Raw genomic sequence first — 21,908 nt, forward strand, 5'->3', positions numbered from 1 at the left:
CCTACGGCCTCCCGGCACCGGCGTGCCGCAGCACGTACCGCTCGACGGCCGACGGGGACGTGAAGGCGCGGTAGCCGTACACGTCGGCCGGGTGCCAGCCGACCGCGTCGGTCAGGCCGAGGCCGCTCGCCACCGCGCCCAGGCGGGCGGGCCGCCCGTTGAACCAGGACCCGGTGTCACGGACGTGCTCGCCTCCGCAGGCCGCGAGCACGACGGACGGCTCGCCCCCTGGATAGCGGAAGACATTGCGCTCGGAGAAGATCGCGGACTCCAGCCGTTGATGTCGCCGACGACCCGGATCAACTTGGGCGCGCTGGGGTCACCGCCGTTCGCGAGGGCCTCCTTCAGCTCCGCGCGCGTGTCCACCGTCCAGGTCCGGCCACCCGCCCCGCCGGTGGTGCCGGGCCCGGTGGAGGCCCAGCCGACGGGTTCCCGCTCGGCGGCGGAGTCGGCAGAGGCGGCAGAAACCGGCCAGCACAGACACATGCAGGCGAGGAGTACGGCCACCCTACGCATGGGGCCGCCAGTCGCCGAGGTACACCTCTCTCGTGTGCAGCGCGGCCTCGGCAGAGGTCAGTTGAGGCCGGTTCTGGGGAACGCTGATCTCGGCGCCGGGCCCGGTGTTGCGGTACTCGGCGAAGCGCTGGTCCTGCCAGGGGTGGGCGTCGCGCATGTTGGCGTAGGGCGCGACCGCGTCGATGCCGGGGCCCAGCCAGGTCTCCCGGACCGTGAGCATCGGGTGGGCGGTGGTGCTGGAGCTGGGCACCCAGGGGCGGGCCACCTTGTAGTGGGCGTCGGGGGCCTCGCTCGTCACCCGGCCGCGCAGGACCAGGTAGCCGTGCGGGTTGGCGCCCTCCGTGGAGGGGGCGAAGACGAAGCCGTAGGGGGCCGAGGAGAGGTCGGTGCGGTTGAGGGTGCGGAAGTGGCAGTGCTCGTAGACAGCCGTGGCCCGGCCGAAGACGAAGTCGACGTCGCCCTCGACGTAGCAGTGGGCGAAGTACTGGCGGGCGAAGAGGGCGGAGGAGTTGGAGTCGGCGTACAGGGTGTCCTGGTGGCCGAGGAAGCGGCAGTGGTGGAAGGCCGAGCGGTCGCCCTGCACCTTGATGGCGACGGCCTGGGTGCCGCTGATCTCGGGGTGCTCGGCGCGCAGGAAGTCGTTGGCGAAAGTGATCCGGTGGGCGGTGAAGCCGTCTCCCCGCACGGTGGTGGTGGCCGAGCCGGTGGTGCCGTAGGTGCCGGAGCCGTCGGGCTTCGGGGTGCCGGCCGCGTTGTCGTAGACGATGACGACGTCACGCGGGCCGTCGCCGGCGCCGAGCCAGGTCATCTCCGTGCGGGAGCGGTCGGCGGAGACCGTCTCGCGATACGTTCCCGGCGCGATGACGAGGGTCCAGCCGCTGCCGGTCGCGGCGGTCACTGCGGCCTGGACGGAGGTGAAGTCGCCCCGGCCGTGCGGGTCGACGTACAGGGTCTGTGCGTTCAGGCGGGCGGCCGGGGAGCCGTAGCGGCCGAACGGGCGGGTTGGCGCGGCGGCTTGCGCGGGCGCCGAAGCGACGCCGAGTGCGGCGCCGGCACCGGCGGTCGCCAGCAGGAAACCCCTTCTGGACAGGGGAAGGCGGAGGCGGGGCGAGGCCATGCGGGAGCTCCTTCGCGATGGTGCTGTTCGGGGGGTGGGGCCGGGGCGCCGTGCCCCGGCCCCGTCGGTTCAGCCGGCTGCGGTCAGCACACGCGGCCGGCGCCCGCGCGGTGGTCGACGAGCCACGGGACCGCCCGCGGGGAGTCGACCCTGGTGCGCAGGGTCGGCTTCCAGCCCGCGCCCGACTGGAGGCTCTCCTCGGGGATCTCCGCGTTGTGCACGGCGATCAGGTCGGTGAGCTTCCCGTTGACGTAGTTGTTCTCCGCGGTCAGCGGGGCCTCCTTCCACTTCTTCAGCGTCCTGGCCGCGCTGACGCCCTTCGGCAGCGAGAACGCGTTGTGCGTGGCGTACAGCCGCGACTCGATGCCGATGCCGAAGGTGTAGCCGTACGACTGGTCCTCGGTGACCACGAAGTGGTTGTTGTACGAGTCGACCTGCCCGAACCGCACGCGCGGCGCGCGCTCGACGATGTCCTCGAAGCGGTTGTGGTGGAGGGTGACCTTCAGCTTGCCGGTATCGGTGGCGGCGGCGCTGTCGCTGTTGCCGATCAGCATGGTCTTGTCGTGGTCCTCGAACGAGTTCCAGGACACGGTCACGTAGTTGGAGCCGCGCACGATGTCGACCAGGCCGTCGTGCTGCTGGTAGGTCTTGCCGAGATACGACGGCAAAGAGCTGTCGGGGTAGCGGCCGTCGGTGAACGTGTTGTGGTCGATCCACACATGGGTGGAGCCGTAGACGACGACGCCGTCGTACTCGGAGTTCCAGGCGCCGGTCTTGTTGTCGTCGGTCGGGTCCCACTGCGGGAAGCAGTCGATCGGGGCCTCGACGGTGAGGTTGCGGAGGATGACGTTGTCCACGCCCTTGATCTGGAGGCTGCCGCCGAGGATCCCGGAGTTCTTCCCGACGCCGACGATGGTGGTGTTGGCGGGGACGCTCACCTTGATGGCCTTGCCCTGGTTGTCCGCGGACGCGTCGCGCAGGTCCTCCTGCTCACCGCTGAGCGGGGTGTCGTTCCCCCACACCTGCGGGTCGTAGTCGGCGAGGTACTGCTGGAAGTCGTAGCCGTCGGCGGCGAAGGCGTCGCAGCCCTCTGACACGGCGTCGATCATCCCCTTGACCTTGATGATCTTCGGAGCGTCACCGCCATCGGCGAGCGCCTGTCTGAACTCGGCCCAGGTGGTGACCGTGTAGACGTGCTCGGCGTGGGCGGCCGACCCGCCGGTCGTGCCCGCGCCCTCGGAGGCCCAGCCGTCGTGCGCGGCGAGGACCTCTCGGCCGAGGTCGCGGGAGCCCGCCTGGGCGCCGGTGCCGGTGACGGTCAGGACGAGGGCGGTGCAGCCGGCCAGTACTGCCATCCTCTTCATGGCATGCGCATGCCACATTTGTTCCATGGTGCGGCTCTCTTCTCTGCGTTCGGAGGTGTGGTTACGCGGTGGCTTGCGGCCAGGTGATCCAGGACTCCGGGATCGTCTCGTCCAGCCGGTGCAGGTCCTGCGGGGCCAGCACGCGCGTCCGCAGCAGCTCGCGCGCCACCAGGCGCGCCACGGCGATCGCGCCCGGCGGGTTGAAGTGCGTGTTGTCCTGCTCGGTCTCGGTCCAGTTGAAGTACTTCTTCGTCTCCTCGACACCGAGCTCCTGCCACAGCGCGAGGGACAGGGCCTGGATGTCGAGCAGCGCCACGCGCTCCTGCCGGGCGAGCGCGCGCATCGCCGCCGGATAGTCGCCGTGGCTCGTCCGGGCGTTGCCGTCCGCGTCGAACCTGCGGCGCTCGACGGACGTCGCCAGCACCGGCCGCGCGCCGCGGGAGCGGGCGCCCTCGATGTACCGGCGCAGATAGTCCTGGTACGTCGACCACGGCTCGGTGTACCGGGCGGGGTCGTTTTCCTTCTGGTCGTTGTGGCCGAACTGGATGATCAGGAAGTCGCCGGAGCAGATCTCGTCCAGGATCGCGTCGAGCCGGCCTTCGTCGACGAAGCTCTTCGAACTGCGTCCGTTCACGGCGTGGTTGGCGACGGACCGGTCCTTGTGCAGGAAGAAGGGGAGAGCCATCCCCCAGCCGGTCTCGGGAGCCGCGTCGGCGTACTTCTGCGCGGCGGTCGAGTCACCGGCGATGTAGAGGGTGCGGGTGCGGCGGTCACTCGTGGCCTGAGCGGTACCGGTGGCCGCGAGGGCGAGGGGAACGGCGGAGAGGGCCGCCAGGGAGGTGGCCTGTCTGCGGGTGAGGGACACGAGAAGGAGCCTTTCTCAAGGGTGTTGCTGAATAGCGGTGCCTTCCGACGTGGGGGGTACCCGCGCCCCCGAAGGGGCGCGGGGAACTGCGCGGCCGGTCCCAAACGAATCCCGCGGCCGGCCGCCGCCGGACAACGACCGAGCTCTCAGCCCTTCTGCTGATTCCACTCGGCCTGAGCCTCGTTGAGCTGCTCGGCCATCGTGTCCAGGAAGTCCTTCGCGCTCATGTCCCCGAGCAGGACCTTCTGGAAGTTGGGCTCGTTGTCGGCCTTGGAGATGGTGTTCCAGTCGGGCAGGTAGTACGGCAGCTGGACGATGGTGGTGGAACCGTCGTTCAGCGCCGTGGCCGCGAGCTTGGTCGGCTCGGCCTCGGAGATCCACGCGTCCTTCGCGGCCTCCGTGTGGGACGGGATCGCGCCGGCCGACTCGTTCCACTTGGAGTTCGACTCGTGGGAGGCGGCGAACTCGATGAACTTCCAGCCGGCCTCCTTGTTCTTGGAGCTCTTGAACAGCCCCAGTCCGTCGACCGGGTTGGAGACCTGGACCCGCTTGCCGCCCGGCCCCGTGGGCTGCGGGATGCCCCGGAACTTCTCGGTGCCCAGGGCCTTCACGTGGTCCTGGTACGACCCGAGGTTGTGGTTCAGCATCCCGATCGTGCCGGAGTCCCACTGGGCGACCATCTTGGTGAAGTCGTTGTTCAGATCGGCCGCCGGAGTGACCCTCTTGTAGAGGGCGGCGTACTTCTCCAGCGCCTGGACGTTCTTCGGGTCGTTGAGGGTGGTCTTCTCACCGCTGGAGTCCCAGAAGGACGTGATGCCGGACTGCCCGTACATCGCGTCCAGCGCCTGGGCGATGGAGCCGGCGCCGCCGCGGATGGTGTAACCGAACTCGTTCTTCTTGACGTTGGTGAGCTTCTCCGCGGCCTCGTAGAACCTGTCCCAGGTCGACGGCTCCTCCAGGCCCGCCTTCTGGAACAGGTCCGTGCGGTAGTAGAGCGTGCCGTTGTTCGCGGAGGTCGGGACCGTGTACATGTGCTCGTCGGAGCCGCCGGCGACCTTCACCGACTCGACCATGCCCTCGTTGAGCTTGCCGTTGAGAAAGGACTTGGCGAGGCGGTCCTCCAGCGGCTCCAGCGCGTCCTGAGCGGCGATCCCGGCGAGCATCGCCGCGCCGACGCCGCCGACGTCCGGCAGGCCGCCGCCCTGGATGGCGGTGTCGTACTTGGACTGGACCTCGGTGGCGGCCACCGGGACGTACTGGACGTCGATGTCGGGGTTCGCCTTCTCGAAGTCGGCGATGATCTCCTTCCAGATGTCGGTGCGGACACCGCCGTTGTTGTCCCAGAAGACGATCTTTCCCGTGCCGCTGCCCTCCTCGCCGGTCCCGCTGCTGCTGCCGTCGTCACCGCAGGCGGTGGCGGTCAGGGCGAGCACGGCACCCAGGGCGACGGCGGCCGACGTGCGGCGCCCGCCGGTGCTGCTTCTGCGACTGCTGATCTTCATTGGTCGGCTCTCTTCTTCTGGCGCAAACAGAGATATGAAGTTGTGGGGGGCGGAAGGGAGCCCTCGGGCTCAGTGGCGGGCGTACGGCTTCCAGCCGTCGGAGCCCTGGAGGTAGTCGGCGACGGTGTGGGTCCGTGCCTCCTCGTCGCTCATCTGCGGCCGGTCCGCGGTGACGGCCGCGCCCAGCCCGTGGTTCCCGTACTCGGCGAACCGCGCGTCCCGCCACGAGAAGCCGCTCATGTCGGTCCAGGGCGAGGCCTTGATCGCGGCGGGCAGCTCGGTGTTCCGGATCAGCACCTGGGCGATCGCGTCGGGTTCGCCGCCCGGGTGCCACGGCCGCCCCAGGTGGAAGGACCCGGCCGGTGCGTCACTCACGATCCTGGAGTCGGTGATCAGGAATCCGTAGGGGTTGTCCTTCCAGGTCGACGCGGCGGTGATGTAGCCGTTGTTGGTGGCGGAGCCGCGGCTGAGGGCGCGGATCACGGAGCGCTCGATGACGGTGGTCGCGCGTCCGTAGACGAAGTCGACGTCGCCCTCGATGTAGGAGTCGCGGATGTAGACCCGGCTGACGGTGGTCAGGGAGGGGCTGTTGGTCATCAGGGTGTCCTGGTTGCCCAGGAAGGCGGTGTTCTCGAAGACGATCCGGTCGCCGTTCGTCTTCATCGCCAGCGCCTGCTCGCCGTTCAGCTCGTGCGCGGCCTCGTCGAAGTCGTTGCTGAAGGTGAGGTTGCGCGCGGTGACATCGTGCGCGTCGATCCGCACGGTGGCGCTTCCGGTGGAGCCGCCGTACTCGGCGGGCGTGTCGTAGACGATGACGGTGTCGGACCGATCTTGTCCAGTCCCCTGCAGCACGATGTTCGGCTTGTTCGAGGGGATGTGGACCTTCGCCCGGTAGGTGCCCGGCGCGACCGCGATGGTCACGGGGCTCGCGTTCCCGCTCGGTACGGCGTCCACGGCGGCCTGCACCGTCGGGTAGTCGGCCGGGACGTGCAGCGTCGTACCGATCCGCTTCTGCGGGCCGGAGAAGCCCTTGACCAGCGCGGGAACAGCACTGGCCGGGTCGAGGCGGTAGTCGTAGAACTCCCGCGGGTCGAAGGCGTCGCCCCACTCGTCGTGCCGCCCGCTGGTGTTCTTCAGGATCGATCCGCGCTGCACCAACTCGGCCGTGGCATCGGCCTGGTAGGGGTGCTGGACGCCGTCGTAGTAGCTGTTCTCGATGACCATCCTGGTCCGGCCGCGCGACCAGCTGGCGTACGTCCACTGCGGATCGCCGTCGTCGACCTGGTCCGAGAAGTAGTTGTTGTAGAGGTGCGCGTAGGCACAGTTGTCGGCCGACGGATTGCGCTGCTTCGTCCCCGTGAACCAGTTGTGGTCGATGGTGATCTGCGTCTGGACGTTGGTCGTCCAGCCGATCCCGAGCGCCTTGTTGTGGTTGCTGAACTGGTTGTTGGAGACGGTGATGTACTGGCTGTCCTTGCGGATGTCGAGCAGCCCGTCGCCCATGTGCGTGAAGCGGTTGTGGTCGATCCAGACGTGGTCGACGGTGTCCATCTGGATGGCGTCGAAGTCGGTGGTCTTGCCGTCCCAGTCGCCCTCGACGTAGCTGTCGCGGATCGTCAGGTTGCGGATGATGACGTTGCTGGTGCCCGGGTTGAGGTGCAGCTCCCCGTGCACGATCTCGCCGGTGTCGCCCACACCGATGAGGGTCTTGTTCGACCCCACGACGATGTCCGAGCCGAAGGGTTCGACGGCGATCGAGCCCTTGACCCGGATCACGTACGGCTCCTCGGCCGCCGCGTATCTGGCCAGCGCGGCCCGGTCGGTGACGGTGACGACCTTGCCGCCGGCCCCGCCGGTGGTGCCGCCGGCGAGCGAGGCGAAGCCGTGCGGCCGGTCGGTCCAGCGGTCCGCCGGCGGTGCGGCGGCCGGTTCGGCGGGCGCGGCGTGGACCTCGCCGATCGTTCCGAGACCCAGTGCGGCCACGAGGCCGAGCACGGCGGCAGCGACCTTGCCGCGGCCCGGCCTCGGCAGGCACTTGTCATGGAGGTGCGTCATTGCGACTCCCAACAGGCTTACAGGTGGAGTGAGTTAGAGCGGTCCGATCCGGAACTGCGTGAAGCTGGCCGTGCCCGCGTGCCCCGTCCCGTCCGGTGCGAGGGCGAACAGGCCGAGCAGGGCGCCGACCCAGCGCCAGGGGGTGGCGGCGAACACCGGGCCCGAGGAGCGCAGCCCCTCCCCCACGTCGTAACTGAAGTGGCAGCGCGCCCCGGTGCCGATCTCGATCCGCAGCCGGGCCCGCCCCTCGGGCGCGAGCCCGGGATGGTCGGCGGCCCGCTCCCGCTCGGCTACTGCCTCGGCGAACCGGTGCACGAGGTGCACCGCCCCGTCCGCGCCCCGCTGGAGCCCGATCCAGCTGAACGCGTCCCCGAGCACCGCGAGTCCGGCGCGGGCCTCCGGCTCCTCGCTGTCCAGCCGCAGCTCGACCTCGACCACGCACGGGGTGCCGGGCAGTCGCTGGGTGAGCACGTTCGGCAGCTTGCGCAGGTCGTGCGCGTCGGCCGAGCGGACGCAGGTCAGCCGCAGCCCGTCGCCGGAGTGTTGGGTGGCCCAGCCGTCATGGGGGTCCCCCCGCTCATGGGGGTCCCCCCGCTCGAGCGAAGCCGAGAGTGGGGGAGAAGCCGAGAGTGCGGGAGGGTTGGCCGTCCACTGCCACTGGCGGCCGAAGCGTCCGCCCGGGAAGTTGTCGTCGGTGGCGGGCGCGGCGGGCGGCTGCGGCGGCAGGTCGGGCCGCTGGTGTACGGCGACGGGGGCGCCGTCTGCGCCCAGCACGGGCCAGCCGTCCGCACCCCAGCGCATCGGCTGGAGGTGGACGACCCTGCCGTAGGCGCCGCGCTGCTGGAAGTGCACGAACCAGTCCTCTCCGGACGCGGTGCGCACCCAGCCACCCTGGTGCGGTCCGTTGACGTCGGTGTCCTTCTGCTCCAGGACGATGCGCTCCTCGTACGGCCCGAAGAAGCCACGGGAGCGGAACGCGCCCTGCCAGCCGGTCTCCACGCTCCCGGCAGGGGCGAGGATCCAGAACCAGCCGTCGTGCCGGTAGAGCTTCGGGCCCTCCAGGGTGAACCAGCCGGGGATCCGGTCGCCGTCGACGATCACCTTGCCCTCGTCGAGCAGTCCCGTGCCGTCGGGGTGCATGCGGTGGCCGGTCAGGCGGTTCTTGACGCCGGAGCGGGACTTGGCCCAGGCGTGCACCAGGTAGGCCTCGCCGGTCTCGTCGTCCCACAGGGGGCAGGGGTCGATCAGGCCCCGGCCCTCCTTCAGCAGGTGCGGGCGGGTCCAGGGGCCGCGGACGGAGGGGGCGTTGATCTGGAAGATGCCCTGGTCGGGGTCGCCCCAGAAGATCCAGAACCGGTCGTCGTGATGGCGCAGGGACGGTGCCCACACGCCGCAGTCGTGGCGGGGCCTGGCGAACGCGGCGGCCGGTTCCAGGCGGTCCAGGGCGTGGCCGACCAGGGTCCAGTTGACCAGGTCGCGGGAGTGCAGCAGCGGCAGGCCGGGGGCGCGGCCGAAGCTGGAGGCGGTGAGGTAGAAGTCGTCGCCCACGCGGACGACGTCCGGGTCGGACCAGTCGGCGTCGAGGATCGGGTTGCGGTAGGTCCGCGCGGTGACGGGGACGGTCACGGGCTCACCGCCTTGCGGACCAGGGAGGCTGCCGCGTCCCGGTCGAGGCGGCCGTCGGCGACGACGGTGACGACGCGGCGCACGACGGTCTCGCCGGGCGGGATCGGCAGCCGTGCGTCGTACGCGAGCGACGAGCCGACGCCGGGGTATTCGGCGGTGCGCACGAACCACGGGTCCCTTCGGGTGGCGTCCGTGGCCCCGGCGAAGACCAGGGTCCAGGTCGCGCCGGTGAGGGCGAGCCAGTCGGCGGTCCTGCCGTGGATCTCTGCCTCACCTTCGGTGCCGGCGGTGACCACGTCCGGGGCAGCCGCCTCCTTGCGGGCGCGCCAGAAGAAGCCGCCGTAGGCCGCGCCGGGGCGGCCGTTGGTTGCCGGGCTGCCGATCGACAGTGGTCCGGAGGTGACGTTGGTGAGGGAGAAGGTGAGGTCCAGCGCCCAGGCGGTTTCGGTGAGTTCGGTGGCCCCGACCGTGCGGCGCTCGCGCAGCAGCTCGGCTCCCGCGACCACCCAGCGCAGCTCCTCGACGAAGCCGTCGGGGTCGCGCAGCTGGAAGGCGACGTGCCGCTGGGAGCCGTGGTTGTCCAGCTCGGTCGGGCCCTGGTCGCGGACGTAGGTGCGCCCGCCCCAGAAGTTGAACCCCTCGACGTCGGGAACGGCGACACCGACGCCGAGGTGGTGCAGGTGGTCGGCCGGGCTCAGCTCGGTGACGGCCGTGCCGGCCAGGGTGGTGACGGGGTGCAGATACGGGCGCGGAGACAGCCGCACGGGCAGCTCGGGCCGGCTGACGTACCGGCCGACCGGGCGGCCCGCGACGCGCAGCACTGCGGTGTCGTTGCTGGTCATCGGGCGCTCACCGCTTTCTGACGGTGCTCGGCGGGCAGTGCCCAGGGGGCGCCCAGCTCGGCGTAGAGGGAGAGGGTGTCGGCGGCGGCCGCCACAAGTCCGTCGATGCCGTGGACGACCCTGCGGTTCTCGGCGGGGATCCGGTGCCAGGTGCCCGCCGGCAGCGGGGCCGGGTCGGGGGCCCGCCGGATCGCCTCCACGACCTTCATGAAGGCGCCGGTCGCGTCCGGGGTGACCAGCAGGCCGGCCCCGGTGGTGAGGTGCGCGACGAGGTTCTCCAGCAGGTCTGTGCGGCCGTACTCGTACTCCTCCGGGCCGTGCCCGGCGCGCTGGAGCAGCACCCGGTCCTGCTTGTACCAGAGGGTGATCCGGCCGCTGCTGCCGTGCAGGAGGACGTACGGCTCGTCCGCCCGCTCCGCGCACAGCGTCGCGGCGACGGTGACCGGGTGGCCCGGCACGGTGGTGATGCGGACGCAGGAGGTGTCGTCGGACTCGATGGCGTTGGCGCGCAGCAGCTCGGTCTCGATGGCGGCGACGTCCTCGGCGCGGCTGGTGCCGCCCAGGGCGAGGGCGGTGGCGACGGCGTGGGCGAGCGGGTTGGTCAGCGCCCCGTCGATCACGTCGACGCCGTTCAGGCGGCGCTTGCCCGCCCAGGGCGCGCGCCGGAAGTAGTCCTCGTCGCGCACCCAGGCCCCGGCTCCGCCGAGCCCGACCAGCTCGCCGATCGCCCCCTGCGCGACCAGCTCCCGGATCGCGGGCAGGGCGTGCGAGCCCAGCGACTGGAACCCGATCTGGCAGGCGACCCCGGCCGCGGCGACCCCGTCGGCCATCCGCCGGAACTCGGCGTACGACGGCGCCGGGGGCTTCTCCAGCAGGATGTGGACGCCTTTGGCCGCGGCGGTGAGCGCCAGGTCGGTGTGGGTCGGGATCGGCGTGCAGATGACGGCGATCCGGGCGCCGGTGGACTCCAGCAGGGCGCCGAAGTCGGCGGACTGCTCGGGCCTGCCCAGGCCCTTCAGCTCCTCCTCTGTCAGCGGTGTCAGCTCGCAGATGCCGACCAGGCGGACCAGGCCCCTGTCCTGGAGGCGGCGGATGTTGGCGAGATGCCAGCGGCCGTGGCCCCGCGCGCCGGCGAGGACGACGGGCAGTGGTGTGCTCATGGGATCCTCCCCGAGCCCGCGCCGCGTGCGACCTCTTTGTCGGCCCGTGCGGCGCTGTCGATCGTTCCGTGGAGGGTGGGTGTCCAGCCCACGTCGGCCGTCAGGTCGCGCTCGCTGCCCGAGTTGTAGGCGTTGTAGATGGCGAGCAGGTCGACCGGATAGCCGTTGAAGAGGCTGCCGGACTGGTGCAGGGCGCTGCCGTTCCAGCTCTTGACCAGGTCGGCGACCTCGACGTGGCCGGGTGTGGTGAAGGCGTTGTTCTCGGCGTGGATCGCCGACTCGGTGCCGACGCCGATCGAGTAGCGGTAGTCGTGGGCGTCGTCCGGGACGACGTACCGGTTGTTGTAGAGGTGCACCTGGCCGAAGCGGACCCGCGGGGCGCGCTGGACGAGGGACTCGAACGCGTTGTGGTGCAGGGTGACCCGGAGCTTGCCGCGATCGCCGGTGGCCGAGTCGCTGCTGCCGATCAGCATCGCCTTGTCATGGCCGGAGAGCCGGCTCCAGGAGACGGTGACCAGGTCGGAGGCGTTTGTGATGTCCAGCAGCCCGTCGTGGCGCAGGTAGTTGCGGCCGAAGTAGGTGGGCTCCTTCTCGTCCGGGTGGCCCTTGTCGGAGAGCGTGACGTGGTCGACCCACACGTGGGTGGCGCCGCTCAGCCAGATGTTGTCGTAGGCCGTCTTGAAGTCGCCGAGGCCGCCGGAGTTGGGCTGCCAGACCGGGAAGCAGTCGTAGGCGTCCCGGATGTCGAGGTTGCGGATGATGACATTGTCCGCGTCCTTGACCCGGAGGCTGGCGCCCTTGAGGACGGCTGTGTTTGTGGAGTCACCCAGGCCGACGATCGTGGTGTTGGAGCCGACGGGCAGCACGACTCGCTCCGCCTGCCTGGCCGCCGACGCCCGGCGGGCTTCCTCCTGCGGGCCGCTGGGCTTGGCAGAGCCCCAGGTGCGGGGGTCGTAGGCGGCCAGGTACTTCTGCAGGCTGTAGCCGTCGGTGGCGTAGTCGGCGCAGTCCAGGCGGTCGCCGTCGTCGTCGGTGTTGGCGTCGATCGTCCCGGCGATCTTGATGATCTTCGGGGTGTCGCTGCCGCCGTCGAGGGCGCGGACCAGCCCGGCCCGGTCGGTCACCGTGAACACGTGGGCGTCGTCGGCGGCGGAACCCCCCGTGGTACCACCGTCGGCCGCGGCCCAGCCGTCGTCCGGCGCCAGGGTCTCCCGGCCGATGTCGCGTGCCTCGGCGCCGGCCGGAGTGCTGAGCGCGAGCCCCAACAGCCCTGCGACAACCGCGAGTTGAATTCCCGCTCTCACCCCTTCACCGCCCCAGCGCTGAAGCCGGTGATCAGCCACTTCTGGATGAAGGCGAACACGATCACCACGGGGACGGCCGCGATGATGCCGCCCGCGGCGAGCGCGCCCAGGTCCACGCTGTCCGCGCCCATCAGGGTGTTGAGGCCGACCGGGATCGTCTGCTTGTCCTGGTTGTTGAGGAACATCAGGGCGAACAGGAAGTGGTTCCAGGAGTGCACGAAGGCGAAGGAGCCGACGGCGATCAGACCCGGCCGCAGCAGCGGCAGGACGACGACCCGGAAGGCCTTCATCCGGTTGCAGCCGTCCACCCAGGCCGCCTCCTCCAGGGAGTACGGCACGTTCTTGATGAAGTTGCTGATCAGGATCATCGACAGCGGCAGCTGGAAGACCGTCTCGGCGATGATGACGCTGCCCAGCGAGTTGATCATCTGGAGCTCGGCGAAGATCTCGAACAGCGGGACCAGCAACAGCGCGCCCGGCACGAACTGCGAGCACAGCAGGGCCAGCATGAACGCGTTCTTGACCTTGAAGTTGAACCGGGCGAGGGCGTAGCCGCCGGCCAGCGCGACCAGCGTCGTCATGACCAGGGTGGCGACGCCGACGAGCACACTGTTCTGGAAGTAGGTGCCGAAGCTCCGCTCCGTCCACACCTTCTCGAAGTGCTCGAAGGTGATCGGCCAGGGCACGAGCGAGGTCGAACCGGAGGGGCGCAGCGAGAACAGCAGGATCCAGTAGAACGGGATCAGGGTGAAGACGAGGTAGAGGGACAGCGGCAGGTAGATCTGCCAGCGGGGGGCCTCGTCCCAGGCGCGGCGCCGCTTCGCCGGCCGCGGCGGTTCGGGAGTGACGCGCGCGGGGGCGGGCGCCACCTGTGTGGCTTCCTTGACGCTCACTTCTCGCCTCCGAACTTGCTCAGCCGCAGATAGACCATCGAGCAGAAGAGCAGGATCACGAACGCGACCGTGGTCAGGGCCGACGCGTAGCCGAAGTCGTGCGCGTCGACGGAGGTGTTGGCGATGTACAGCGGCAGGGTCGTGGTCACGCCCGCCGGTCCGCCGCCGGTCAGCGTGTAGAGCAGGTCGACGTTGTTGAACTCCCACACCGCGCGCAGCAGCGTGGACAGGATGATCGCGTCCTTCAGGTGCGGCAGCGTGATGTGCCAGAACTGCTTGATCCGGCTCGCCCCGTCCACCTCAGCGGCCTCGTACAGGTCCTTCGAGACGGACTGGAGGTCGGCGAGGATGAGGATCGCGAAGAACGGCACACCGCGCCACAGGTCGGCGACGACCGCCGCCGAGAACACGGTGGAGGTGTCCGACAGCAAGCTGGTGCCGTAGGAGCCGATGCCCATGTCGGCGAGGTAACGCGTGATGCCCGTCTGGGAGTTGTACAGCAGCACCCAGATCGCGGAGGTCAGCACGCCGGAGACGGCCCACGGCGAGAAGACCATGGCGCGGCCCAGACCGCGGCCCACGAAGGTCTGGTTGACGATGAGGGCCAGCGCGAGACCGAACAGCAACTGGAGTCCGACCTCGACGACGACCCACTTGGCGCTGAAGACGAGGGTGTCGTAGAAGAGGTCGTCCTTGGTGAAGATCTGGACGAAGTTGTCGAAGCCCGCGTAGCCGTTGCGCCACGGTTTGGTGGGGTTGTAGTTCTGCAGGCTGTAGTAGAAGACGCTGATGACCGGGTACGCGATGAAGCCCAGCATCAGCAGGGCCGCCGGAGCGATCAGCAGGTACGGGAGCCTGCGCGGTGTGGCGGAGGCACGGCGCCGCCGGGGTGGCGCGGGCGGTTTCGCCACGGCTGCGGCTTGGGCCATGACCTGTTCTCCGTTCTCGTGCGTCGTGCGTGCGTCGTGCTTGCTTGGTGCTCTCTCGGTGATCTCTCGGTGCTCCCTCTGGGGTGAAGCGCTTTCCGTGCGGTCGTGCGACGGCCAGGGAGAGTTACGGCCGTGGGGGTCAGCCCGCGTACGGGTCCTGCACCTTGCCCGGCCGGGCAAGGAACTCGAAGTCGCAGCCGGTGTCGGCCTGGGTGATCTGCTCGTTGTAGAGCGCGCCGTAGCCACGCTCGTACTGCGTGGGCGGCGGGGCCCACTGCGCCCTGCGCCGCTCCAACTCCTCGTCGTCCACGTTGAGTCGAAGGGTGCGCGACCCGACGTCCAGGGTGATCGAGTCGCCCGTGCGCACCAGCGCGAGCGGTCCGCCGACGTACGACTCGGGCGCCACGTGCAGGACGCACGCGCCGTAACTGGTGCCGCTCATCCGGGCGTCGGAGATCCGCACCATGTCCCGCACGCCCTGCTTGAGCAGGTAGTCCGGCAGGGGCAGCATCCCGTACTCGGGCATGCCCGGACCGCCCTTGGGACCGGCGCCCCGCAGCACGAGCACGTGGTCGGGGGTGATGCCCAGCTCCGGGTCGTTGATGGTGCGCTGCATGGTCCTGTAGTCGTCGAAGACGACCGCGGGACCGGTGTGCTTGAGCAGGCGCTGCTCGGCGGCGATGTGCTTGATGACGGCGCCGTCCGGGCAGAGGTTGCCGCGCAGGACGGCGACCCCGCCCTCGCTCGCGACCGGGGTGTCCCGGGGCCGGATGACGTCGTCGTTGTGCACCTGCGCGCCGGCGATCTGCTCGCGCAGCGTGTCGTACGAGACGGTGGGCCGGTCCAGGTGCAGCAGGTCCGAGATCCGGGACAGGAACCCGGGCAGGCCGCCCGCGAAGTGGAAGTCCTCCATCAGGTACGTCTGGCCGCCGGGCCGGACGTTGGCCAGCACCGGGACCGTGCGGGCGATGCGGTCGAAGTCGTCCAGGCTGAGCCGGACGCCCGCGCGGCCCGCCATGGCGATCAGGTGGATGACGGCGTTGGTGGAGCCGCCGAGGCCGAGGACGGTCGTCACCGCGTCGTCGAAGGCGTCGGCGGTGAGGATGTCGTTCAGCTTCCGGTCCCGGTGGACCAGGTCGACGCTCGTCCTGCCCGCCTTGGCGGCCATCCGGTCGTGCCCGGAGTCGACGGCCGGGATGCTGGAGGCGCCCGGCACGGTCACGCCGAGGGCTTCGGCGGCGGCGGTCAGTGTGGAGGCCGTCCCCATCGTCATGCAGTGGCCGGGCGAACGGGCCAGGCCGCTCTCCAGTTCCTGCATCTCGCAGTCGCCGATGGCGCCGGCCCGCTTGTCGTCCCAGTACTTCCACATGTCGGTGCCGGAGCCGAGGACCTCGCCCCGCCAGTGGCCCGGCAGCATGGGCCCGGCCGGGACGAACACGGCCGGCAGGTTCACGGACGCGGCCCCCATGAGCAGGGCGGGCGTGGACTTGTCGCAGCCGCCCATCAGCACCGCCCCGTCGACCGGGTACGAGCGCAGCAGCTCCTCGGTCTCCATCGCGAGCATGTTGCGGTAGAGCATCGGGGTGGGCTTCTGGAAGGTCTCGCTGAGCGTGGAGACCGGGAACTCGAGCGGGAAGCCCCCGGCCTGCCACACTCCGCGCTTCACGGCCTGCGCGCGCTCGCGCAGGTGGACGTGGCAGGGGTTGATGTCGGACCAGGTGTTGAGGATCGCGATGACCGGCTTGCCCAGGTGTTCCTCGGGCAGATAGCCGAGCTGGCGGGTGCGGGCGCGGTGGCTGAAGGAGCGCAGCCCGTCGGTCCCGTACCACTGGTGGCTTCTGAGCTCTTCGGGGCGCTTTTCCGGCGCGTTCATATGGACCACCCGGAGGCGATGGCGGCGACCTCGGCGCGCTCGCTCTCGGGCAGCGGCTTGCTCGGCGGGCGCACCTCGCGGAGGCACAGCCCGAGCGAGGCGAGGGCCTCCTTGACGACGGTGACGTTGTTGGCGGAACCGTCCGCGGCACGCAGCTCCTCGAAGCGGCGGATCTGCTCCCAGACCTTCATGGCGGCCGGGTAGTCGCCCGACCGGAGCGCTTCGATCATGTTCAGTGAGACGGCCGGGGCGACGTTCACGAGCCCCGAGGTGAAGCCGGTGGCGCCCGCGGAGAAGTAGGAGGGGGCGTACGGCTCGGCGAGCCCGGCCACCCACACGAACCGCTCAAGGCCCGCGTCCCGCGCGAACGCGGCGAACCGGGCGGCGTCCGGGACGGCGTACTTCACGCCGATGACGTTCGGGCAGGAGTCGGCGAGTTCGGCGAGGCGGACGCCGGTCAGGCGCGGGTTGCGGATGTACGGCACGACGCCCAGTTCGGGCACGGCCTCGGCGATGGCGCGGTGGTAGTCGACCCAGCCGCCCTGGGAGACGTACGGGTGGACGGGCTGGTGGACCATCACCATCTGCGCGCCCAGCGCGCGGGCGTGCCGCGCGGAGGCGACGGCGGTGAGCACGTCGTGTCCGACCCCGACGAGGATCGCGGCCCGCTCCCCCACCTCGTCGACGGTCAGCTCGGTGACGAGCCGGCGCTCCTCGGGGGTCAGGGCGTAGAACTCGCCGGTGTTGCCGTTGGGGGTCAGGGTCGTGATCCCACCGTCGAGCAGACGACGCAGCAGGGCCCGGTAGGTGTCCTGGTCGACGGAGCCGCCCGCGGCGAACGGGGTCACCGGGATCGCCACCACGTCGGCCAGGGCCGCCCGCTGGGTCTCGAACGTCGTAGTCATGCCTGACCGTCCTCTCCCTGGGCCTCGGTCTCCGCTTCCGGGAAGGCCCGCTCGACGAACGACGCGATGTGGGCGTGCAGGGCGCGCGCCGCGCCGTCCGCATCGCCCTCCAGGGCGAGCCGCAGGATGTCCCGGTGCTCGCTGGCCTCCCGCTCCCAGGAGGGGTTGGCGGCCCAGGCGACGGCGGAGACGAGGGCCGCCTGGTCCCGGACCTCGTCGAGCATCCGGCCGAGCAGCGGGTTGCCGCACGGCAGGTACAGGGCGCGGTGGAACTCCCGGTTGGCGAGCGACCGTTCGGCGGTGTCGGTGGCGGCGTCGGCGCGGGTCAGCGCGTCACGTGCGGCGTCGAGGGAGGCTCCGCGGCGCACGGCGCGCTTGAGTGCCTCGGGCTCCATCAGCAGCCGTACGTCGTAGACCTCGCGCGCCATGTCCGCGTCCACCATGCGCACCGTGACGCCCCTGTACTGGCTCATCATGACCAGCCCGGTGCCGGCCAGGGTCTTGAGCGCCTCCCGCACCGGGGTCTTGGACACCCCGAACTGTGCGGCGAGCTCGGTCTCGACCAGGGCCTGACCCGGAGTCAACTGCCCGGTGAGGATGCGTCGTTTGATCTCCTCCAGCACGAACTGCGTGCGGGAGGGGATCGGCGTGGGCACAGAGGTCATGCGCGCCTCTCGGATATGGGATCTCGCGTATCGCGTCTCATATATGACGTACGAAGTACGACTCGTTGAAGGTAGGAGCGCCCCTGTGTTTCGTCAATGCTTCTGACAAAGGAACTTGTGGTTGCCCCGCAGACACGGGCCGGCCCCGGACGCCTCCGCCGTGCGGCGAAGGTGTCCGGGGCCGGCCCTCTGCCTGCGATTACGCGGACGGCGTCCAGCCGGGGTCGCGACCGCTGAGGCCGACCGCGCGCTCCAGGAGCGGGGCGCCGGGCGGGACCGGGACGACGGCGCCGAACATGCCTGCGTCGCGCTCGGCCTCCTCGGCGGCGGCCGACAGCAGGCCGTACGACGCCTGGAGCGCTGCCGGGTCGGGCGTGTACTCCTGGCCGGTCGCGCGGGCCAGGTCCCAGCCGTGGATCACCAGCTCGTCGGCGGCGACGGCACCGGCGACGTCGCCGGGCAGGTCCACGCCGCCCGCGCGGGTCATGCCGGTCCACGCCTTCGGGTCGCGCCACGCGTCGGCGAGCTCGTCGAGCACCTTGGGCAGTTCCTCGCGCCAGCCGGGGCCGAGGTCCGGCAGGGCGCTGTCCGGGCTGGTGTCGGTGGTCGCGCCCAGCTCCTTGCGCCCGGCGTCCCGGAAGGCGACGGCCAGCCCGAGCAGATGGCCGAGCACATGATGCACGGCGTACTCCGGGCACGGCGTCACGCCGCCCAGCTGCTCGTCGGTCACGCCCGCCGCGAGGCGCGCGACGATCCTGGTCTGCGGTCCGAGGTCGACGGTCGGACGTGTCGTGTCAGTCATGCTCGGCTCCTTTCGCGTCAAGGGGTGGACCGTCGGCCGTAACGAAACTCATCGCACTGCCGGCGACGGCGGCGGCCCCGGGCTCACCCCACCCGGCGCAAAGCCTCCGTCACCGCTTCCAGATCGCCGTCCGACGCCAGCCCGGCGTGGTACAGCCGCAGCTGCGTGGCGCCGAGGTCGCGCGCACGTACGGCGTCCGCGGCGAGCGTTCCGGGGCTGCCGCCCATACCGGAGACGACGGGGAAGTTGGCGGCGATCACGGCGTCCTCCCGTGCCTGCGCAAAGGGCTTCAGCAGTCCCGGGCCACCGGCGCAGGGCACGACCACGCCGTCCGCGACGGAAAGGATGTGCGCGGGGTCGACGCCGGGGTTGGCGCCGACGTGGTACGACACCGGGTCCGCGTGCAGCAGCACCTGGAAGCCGTCGGGTGCCGCGGCACGCACGGCCGTGACCGCCGCCTCCTGGAGCGTACGGGCCGTTTCGTCGCGCCACGCGCGCGTGGCGGCCGCCGTCGGCTCCCCGAGGAGCTTCTCGACGCCCGCCCAGCCCCCGTCGGAGGGCGCCCCCTGCCACACCGGCTCCAGCGCGGCCCGTACGGCGGCGGCCAGCTCGTCGGCGTCGAGACCCTGCGCGCCGTACCCCTCCCGGCAGGCGGGGCAGAAGCACAGCGCCATCAGGTACTGCCCGGCGTCCCCGAGACCGACCCCGCCGGTCTTGTCGTGGGCGTGCAGATGCGTCAGGCCGTACCAACCCAGGGACTCCAGCTCGGTGCCGCGCGCTCCGGGCCGTACGGCCGCCTCCGCCGCCAGGCCGGTCAGGTACGCGCGCGTGGCGGGCTGCGCGATGCACGGCGCCCACGGGTAGCGGTCGCCGTAGGCGTTGACGACCGAGGTGTCCGGGTGCTCGCCGCCCAGGCGGGAGTTGTGCGCGAGCACCACCCAGGTGTGCACCTCCAGGCCCGCGTCCGCGAGGGCCGCGGCGGCCTCGCCGAAGGCGTCGCCGGGTGCCCAGTCGCCGGCCGGGTAGGGGCGCAGTTCCCGGCCCGCCCAGCGGTCGTCCATGGGGTACAGCACGGCGGCGTGCTCGGCGGTGACGATGCGGTGGCGCGGGTGGCGGGGGGTGAGCGCGCGCGTGGAGTGGTAGGCGGCGGCCAGCGTCACCTGTGCCACGCCCAGTGCGGCGATCCGTGCGGGTGCCTCCGGGTCACCGATGACGTCCCAGGGATAGACGAACGTCGACGCCTTCACTTGTCCTCCTCCAACAGCGCATACCCACGCTCGATCACCTGAGCGAGCTGCTTGACATGATCCTCGCTCGGCTCGTGCAGCGGTGCGCGCACCTCCCCCACATCGAGCCCGCGCAGCCGTACGCCGGCCTTGACGAGGGCGACGGCGTAGCCGCGGCCCTGCGCGCGCAGCTCGACGAACGGCCGGTAGAAGCCGTCCAGCAGGCGGTGCGTGGTGGTGTCGTCGCCGGTCTTGAGGGCCTCGTAGAAGGCGAGGGCGATCTCGGGGGCGAAGCAGAACACGGCGGAGGAGTAGAGGGTGACGCCGAGGGCGTGGTAGGCGAGCTGGGTCTGCTCGGCGGTGGGCAGGCCGTTGAAGTACAGGAAGTCGCCGTCGGTCCCGGTGCGTACGGCGCTGATGATGCGCTGCATGAGGTCGAGGTCGCCGAGCCCGTCCTTGAGGCCGATGATCCCGTCCGTGCGGGCCAGCTCGGCCACGGTCTCGGGGGTGAACACGGCGTTGTCGCGCTGGTAGACGATCACGGGCAGGCCGGTCGCGGCGGCCACCTCCCGGTAGTGCCGTACCAGCCCCTCCTGCCCGGCGACGACGAGGTACGGCGGCATGGCGAGCAACCCGTCGGCGCCTGCCTCGTCGGCGAGGCGCGCGTAGCGCACGGCGAGCGCGGTGCCGTATCCGGCGCCCGCGATCACCGGCACCCGTCCGGCGGTCTCCTCGACGGCCACCCGGACGCAGTCCTGGAACTCCTCGGGCGCGAGCGCGTGGAACTCGCCGGTGCCGCAGCAGGCGAACACGGCGGCGGCCCCCGCCTCGACCCCGCGGCGCACATGGGTGCGGTACACGTCCAGGTCGACCGCGCCGTCCGGGCCGTACGCCGTGACGGGGAAGAACAGCGGCCCGCTGGGGATGCTGAGCCGAGCGGCGAGAGGGGCTGACGTCACGGGCGCTCCCGGTTCCATATTCATGATCTGCGTCTACATTTCTGAACGCCCTCACGCTAAAGGCCTGCATTAAGGCGGGTCAAGCGCACCGGGGCGCATCTCGCCAGCGGATTCCCGCTTCCGCGGCACACTTGACGCACCACACTCCGGCTCCATAGCGTGTCCACGAATATGAATGCCGTGCGCCCACCTGCACGGTTGCTGGATTCAAGGAGACCCGAGGATGCCCGCTCCCCGCACCGTTCTGCTCACCGGCGCCGCCGGCGGGCTCGGCACCCTGATGCGGGACCTGCTCCCCGACCACGGCTACGAGCTGCGGCTGCTCGACCTGCGCCCGGTCGAGGGAGAGCCGGACGCGATCGCCGCGGACCTCACCGACAAGGACGCCGTGCGCGAGGCCGTGCGGGGCGTCGACGCGATCATCCACCTCGCGGGCATCTCCCTGGAAGCCCCGTTCGAGAAGATCCTCAAGGCGAACATCGAGGGCACCTACAACCTGTACGAGGCCGCCCGCGAGGAGGGCATCGAGCGCATCGTCTTCGCCTCCTCCAACCACGCCGTCGGCTACACCCCGCGCCCACAGGGCGACGAACCGCTCATCCCCATCGACACCCCGCGCCGCCCGGACACCTTCTACGGCCTGTCCAAGTCCTTCGGTGAGGACCTCGCCCAGCTCTACTGGGACAAGTACGGTCTGGAGACCGTCTCCGTGCGCATCGGCTCCTGCTTCCCCGAGCCCACCAGCGTGCGCATGCTCTCGGTGTGGATGAGCCCCGCCGACGGCGCCCGCCTCTTCCACGCTGCCCTGACCGCCGAGCACGTCGGCCACACCGTCGTCTACGGCTCCTCCGCCAACACCCGGCTGTGGTGGGACCTCACGACCGCGCGATCCCTCGGCTACGAGCCGCAGGACGACTCCGAGCCGTACGCCGAGAAGCTGATCGCCGAGCAGGGCGAGCTGGATCCGGAGAACGAGGCGCACGCCTACGTGGGCGGCCACTTCGTCACCGACCCGCCGATCTGGCCGTACTGACCTCGCCCTGACGTACCGCGACGGAGGAAAACGGCCGTCGCCGTACCGCGACGGCGCCACAACAGCCGCACCGATGCGGCGGAAAACCGACTCCCGCGGGGGCGGGCGGGCACCGAACGGGCCCGCCCGCTCCCGTATTCGGGCACGGCCACTGCCCGGTGCACGCCTCCGGCCTGCGACCGCCCAGGTCCGCAGCGGGCGCGCGCCCCGTCGAACGGGCACAAGCGGGCACCATCGATCCCGCAACAGACCTGGTCAGTGCCGCGCCCCCG

Annotated in this window: 19 protein-coding genes; 1 reads left to right on the plus strand and 18 read right to left on the minus strand. The window is 70.8% G+C overall.

Features of this window, described 5'->3' with window-relative positions; all coding sequences use genetic code 11:
• Nucleotide 1: 1 nt before the first annotated feature.
• The 18 genes from H8R17_RS46950 to H8R17_RS19155 all read right to left on the minus strand — a co-directional run bounded on the left by H8R17_RS46950 (nucleotide 2) and on the right by H8R17_RS19155 (nucleotide 20,603).
• Nucleotides 2-211: a hypothetical protein gene (locus H8R17_RS46950; RefSeq protein WP_262505348.1), complete on the minus strand. Its 210-nt coding sequence runs from the start codon at nucleotides 209-211 to the stop codon at nucleotides 2-4.
• Nucleotides 212-508: 297 nt separating this feature from the next.
• Nucleotides 509-1,633, minus strand: a complete 1,125-nt coding sequence (locus tag H8R17_RS19075) for a pectinesterase family protein (protein ID WP_187824408.1) — start codon at nucleotides 1,631-1,633, stop codon at nucleotides 509-511.
• A gap of 83 nt (nucleotides 1,634-1,716) precedes the next feature.
• A complete protein-coding gene (locus tag H8R17_RS19080) occupies nucleotides 1,717-2,988 on the minus strand; it encodes a polysaccharide lyase family 1 protein (RefSeq protein ID WP_262505349.1) in 1,272 nt (423 codons plus the stop codon).
• Nucleotides 2,989-3,058: 70 nt separating this feature from the next.
• Nucleotides 3,059-3,862 (minus strand): rhamnogalacturonan acetylesterase, encoded by an 804-nt coding sequence (locus H8R17_RS19085; RefSeq protein ID WP_187824410.1) that lies wholly within the window; start codon nucleotides 3,860-3,862, stop codon nucleotides 3,059-3,061.
• Nucleotides 3,863-4,008: 146 nt separating this feature from the next.
• Nucleotides 4,009-5,364: a sugar ABC transporter substrate-binding protein gene (locus H8R17_RS19090; protein ID WP_187824411.1), complete on the minus strand. Its 1,356-nt coding sequence runs from the start codon at nucleotides 5,362-5,364 to the stop codon at nucleotides 4,009-4,011.
• Nucleotides 5,365-5,433: 69 nt separating this feature from the next.
• Nucleotides 5,434-7,419 (minus strand): pectinesterase family protein, encoded by a 1,986-nt coding sequence (locus H8R17_RS19095; RefSeq protein WP_187824412.1) that lies wholly within the window; start codon nucleotides 7,417-7,419, stop codon nucleotides 5,434-5,436.
• Between the two features lie 33 nt (nucleotides 7,420-7,452).
• Nucleotides 7,453-9,045, minus strand: a complete 1,593-nt coding sequence (locus H8R17_RS19100; RefSeq protein ID WP_187824413.1) for a glycoside hydrolase 43 family protein — start codon at nucleotides 9,043-9,045, stop codon at nucleotides 7,453-7,455.
• Nucleotides 9,042-9,887 (minus strand): PmoA family protein, encoded by an 846-nt coding sequence (locus tag H8R17_RS19105; RefSeq protein ID WP_187824414.1) that lies wholly within the window; start codon nucleotides 9,885-9,887, stop codon nucleotides 9,042-9,044. The genes H8R17_RS19100 and H8R17_RS19105 overlap by 4 nt, the downstream gene beginning before the upstream one ends.
• On the minus strand, nucleotides 9,884-11,047 hold the full coding sequence (locus H8R17_RS19110; protein ID WP_187824415.1) for a Gfo/Idh/MocA family protein: 1,164 nt from the start codon (nucleotides 11,045-11,047) through the stop codon (nucleotides 9,884-9,886). The genes H8R17_RS19105 and H8R17_RS19110 overlap by 4 nt, the downstream gene beginning before the upstream one ends.
• Nucleotides 11,044-12,351 carry a polysaccharide lyase family 1 protein gene (locus H8R17_RS19115; RefSeq protein ID WP_187824416.1) on the minus strand — a complete coding sequence of 436 codons (1,308 nt, stop codon included), beginning with the start codon at nucleotides 12,349-12,351 and terminating at the stop codon, nucleotides 11,044-11,046. Before H8R17_RS19115 ends, H8R17_RS19110 begins: the two co-directional genes overlap by 4 nt.
• Nucleotides 12,348-13,244, minus strand: coding sequence for a carbohydrate ABC transporter permease (locus H8R17_RS19120; protein WP_187824417.1), 897 nt, complete (start codon nucleotides 13,242-13,244; stop codon nucleotides 12,348-12,350). The genes H8R17_RS19115 and H8R17_RS19120 overlap by 4 nt, the downstream gene beginning before the upstream one ends.
• Nucleotides 13,241-14,173, minus strand: a complete 933-nt coding sequence (locus H8R17_RS19125; RefSeq protein ID WP_187824418.1) for a carbohydrate ABC transporter permease — start codon at nucleotides 14,171-14,173, stop codon at nucleotides 13,241-13,243. Before H8R17_RS19125 ends, H8R17_RS19120 begins: the two co-directional genes overlap by 4 nt.
• A 139-nt stretch (nucleotides 14,174-14,312) precedes the next feature.
• Nucleotides 14,313-16,046, minus strand: coding sequence for an L-arabinonate dehydratase (araD, locus tag H8R17_RS19130; protein ID WP_187824419.1), 1,734 nt, complete (start codon nucleotides 16,044-16,046; stop codon nucleotides 14,313-14,315).
• Entirely contained in the window at nucleotides 16,043-16,951 is a 909-nt protein-coding gene (locus H8R17_RS19135; RefSeq protein ID WP_187824420.1) for a dihydrodipicolinate synthase family protein, read from the minus strand. Before H8R17_RS19135 ends, araD begins: the two co-directional genes overlap by 4 nt.
• A complete protein-coding gene (locus tag H8R17_RS19140) occupies nucleotides 16,948-17,616 on the minus strand; it encodes a GntR family transcriptional regulator (RefSeq protein WP_187824421.1) in 669 nt (222 codons plus the stop codon). The genes H8R17_RS19135 and H8R17_RS19140 overlap by 4 nt, the downstream gene beginning before the upstream one ends.
• A gap of 199 nt (nucleotides 17,617-17,815) precedes the next feature.
• Nucleotides 17,816-18,418 carry a TIGR03086 family metal-binding protein gene (locus H8R17_RS19145; protein ID WP_187824422.1) on the minus strand — a complete coding sequence of 201 codons (603 nt, stop codon included), beginning with the start codon at nucleotides 18,416-18,418 and terminating at the stop codon, nucleotides 17,816-17,818.
• Between the two features lie 83 nt (nucleotides 18,419-18,501).
• Nucleotides 18,502-19,665, minus strand: a complete 1,164-nt coding sequence (locus H8R17_RS19150; protein ID WP_187824423.1) for a hypothetical protein — start codon at nucleotides 19,663-19,665, stop codon at nucleotides 18,502-18,504.
• Entirely contained in the window at nucleotides 19,662-20,603 is a 942-nt protein-coding gene (locus H8R17_RS19155; RefSeq protein WP_187824424.1) for a 5-dehydro-4-deoxyglucarate dehydratase, read from the minus strand. The genes H8R17_RS19150 and H8R17_RS19155 overlap by 4 nt, the downstream gene beginning before the upstream one ends.
• 223 nt (nucleotides 20,604-20,826) lie before the next feature.
• Between H8R17_RS19155 and H8R17_RS19160 the strand changes: the two genes are divergently transcribed.
• Nucleotides 20,827-21,636: an NAD(P)-dependent oxidoreductase gene (locus H8R17_RS19160; protein WP_187824425.1), complete on the plus strand. Its 810-nt coding sequence runs from the start codon at nucleotides 20,827-20,829 to the stop codon at nucleotides 21,634-21,636.
• The last annotated feature ends 272 nt before the right edge of the window (nucleotides 21,637-21,908 follow it).

Source organism: Streptomyces sp. TRM68367 (assembly GCF_014495685.1).
GTDB lineage: Bacteria > Actinomycetota > Actinomycetes > Streptomycetales > Streptomycetaceae > Streptomyces.

Coding starts and splice junctions, on each gene's coding strand:
- H8R17_RS19075 (WP_187824408.1), bottom strand. CDS start 1,633: ATGGCCTCGCCCCGCCTCCGCCTTCCCCTGTCCAGAAGGGGTTTCCTG.
- H8R17_RS19080 (WP_262505349.1), bottom strand. CDS start 2,988: ATGGCAGTACTGGCCGGCTGCACCGCCCTCGTCCTGACCGTCACCGGC.
- H8R17_RS19090 (WP_187824411.1), bottom strand. CDS start 5,364: ATGAAGATCAGCAGTCGCAGAAGCAGCACCGGCGGGCGCCGCACGTCG.
- H8R17_RS19095 (WP_187824412.1), bottom strand. CDS start 7,419: ATGACGCACCTCCATGACAAGTGCCTGCCGAGGCCGGGCCGCGGCAAG.
- H8R17_RS19105 (WP_187824414.1), bottom strand. CDS start 9,887: ATGACCAGCAACGACACCGCAGTGCTGCGCGTCGCGGGCCGCCCGGTC.
- H8R17_RS19110 (WP_187824415.1), bottom strand. CDS start 11,047: ATGAGCACACCACTGCCCGTCGTCCTCGCCGGCGCGCGGGGCCACGGC.
- H8R17_RS19125 (WP_187824418.1), bottom strand. CDS start 14,173: ATGGCCCAAGCCGCAGCCGTGGCGAAACCGCCCGCGCCACCCCGGCGG.
- araD (WP_187824419.1), bottom strand. CDS start 16,046: ATGAACGCGCCGGAAAAGCGCCCCGAAGAGCTCAGAAGCCACCAGTGG.
- H8R17_RS19135 (WP_187824420.1), bottom strand. CDS start 16,951: ATGACTACGACGTTCGAGACCCAGCGGGCGGCCCTGGCCGACGTGGTG.
- H8R17_RS19140 (WP_187824421.1), bottom strand. CDS start 17,616: ATGACCTCTGTGCCCACGCCGATCCCCTCCCGCACGCAGTTCGTGCTG.
- H8R17_RS19145 (WP_187824422.1), bottom strand. CDS start 18,418: ATGACTGACACGACACGTCCGACCGTCGACCTCGGACCGCAGACCAGG.
- H8R17_RS19160 (WP_187824425.1), top strand. CDS start 20,827: ATGCCCGCTCCCCGCACCGTTCTGCTCACCGGCGCCGCCGGCGGGCTC.